The sequence below is a fragment of the Kitasatospora sp. NPDC005856 genome (assembly GCF_040629945.1).
Lineage (GTDB): Bacteria > Actinomycetota > Actinomycetes > Streptomycetales > Streptomycetaceae > Kitasatospora.
The window spans coordinates 1-1,242 of sequence record NZ_JBEXWT010000238.1 but is presented as its reverse complement, the minus strand read 5'-3'; the positions used below and the strand labels follow the sequence as shown (position 1 = coordinate 1,242).

Genomic DNA, 1,242 nt, shown 5'->3' with positions numbered 1-1,242 from the left:
TCTGGTCGAACGGTTCGCGCCGGGGCGGGAGTTCGTGAACGCCTACGGGCCGACCGAGACCACGGTCTGCGCGACCGTGACCGACGCGCTGGTGGTGGGCGAGGAGCCGTCGATCGGCCGACCCAACCCGAATGTGCGGGTGTATGTGCTCGACGAGTTCCTGTCGCCGGTGGCGCCTGGTGTGGTGGGTGAGTTGTATGTGGCGGGTGCGGGTCTGGCGCGTGGGTACCTGGGTCGTGCGGGGCTGACGGCGGAGCGGTTCGTCGCGGATCCGTTCGGTGCTGTGGGTGGGCGTCTGTATCGCACGGGTGACCTGGCGCGTTGGACCGTGGACGGGCAGTTGGTGTTCGGCGGTCGTGTGGATGACCAGGTGAAGATCCGTGGTTTCCGCATTGAGCCGGGTGAGGTCCAGGCCGTGATCGCCGGGCACCCGCAGATCGCCCAGACCGCGGTGATCGCCCGTGAGGACAGTCCCGGTGACGTGCGCCTGGTGGCGTATGTGGTGCCGGCCGAGGACGCGGACACGGCCGTCCTCCCGGAGTCGGTGCGGGCGTTCGTCGGTGGGCGGTTGCCGGAGTACATGGTGCCGTCGGCGGTGGTGGTGCTGGACGCGCTTCCGCTGACGGTCAATGGCAAGGTCGACCGCCGCGCGTTGCCCGCCCCGGAGTACACGGCGGGCGTGGGCCGGGCAGCGGCCACCCTGCAAGAAGAGCTCGTGTGCACGGCGTTCGCGCAGGTCCTCGGGCTGGAGCAGGTCGGGGTCGAGGACAGCTTCTTCGCGCTGGGCGGCCACTCGCTGCTCGCGGTCCGTCTGATCAGTCGGATCCGCGCGGTGCTGGGTGTGGAGGTGCCGCTGCGGGCGCTGTTCGAGGCGCCCACCCCGGCAGCCCTCGCCGCCCGCCTGGGCGGGGCCGAGCAGGCCCGCGCCTCCCTGGTCGCCGGCGAGCGCCCGGATCGGCTGCCGCTTTCCTTCGCTCAGCAACGCCTGTGGTTCGTCAACCAGTTGGAGGGGCCGAGCGCCACCTACAACGTCCCGGTGGCGCTGCGTCTGTCGGGCGAGGTGGACCGGGCGGCGCTGGGTGCGGCGCTGCGGGACGTGCTCGGCCGCCACGAGGTGCTCCGCACGGTGGTCGCGGTGGCCGACGGCCAGCCGTTCCAGCAGGTCGTGGGCCTGGACGGGCTGGACTGGGAGCTTCGGCTGGTCGAGGTCACCTCCGAGGAGTTGGCGGGCGCGGTGGCCGA

General features: G+C 71.9%; 1 protein-coding gene. It reads left to right on the top strand.

Annotated elements, in window-relative coordinates; all coding sequences use genetic code 11:
• Positions 1-34: 34 nt before the first annotated feature.
• Positions 35-1,242, top strand: a 1,208-nt coding sequence (locus ABZ449_RS42185) for a phosphopantetheine-binding protein (protein ID WP_360357484.1), incomplete at its 3' end; no start/stop codon positions are given.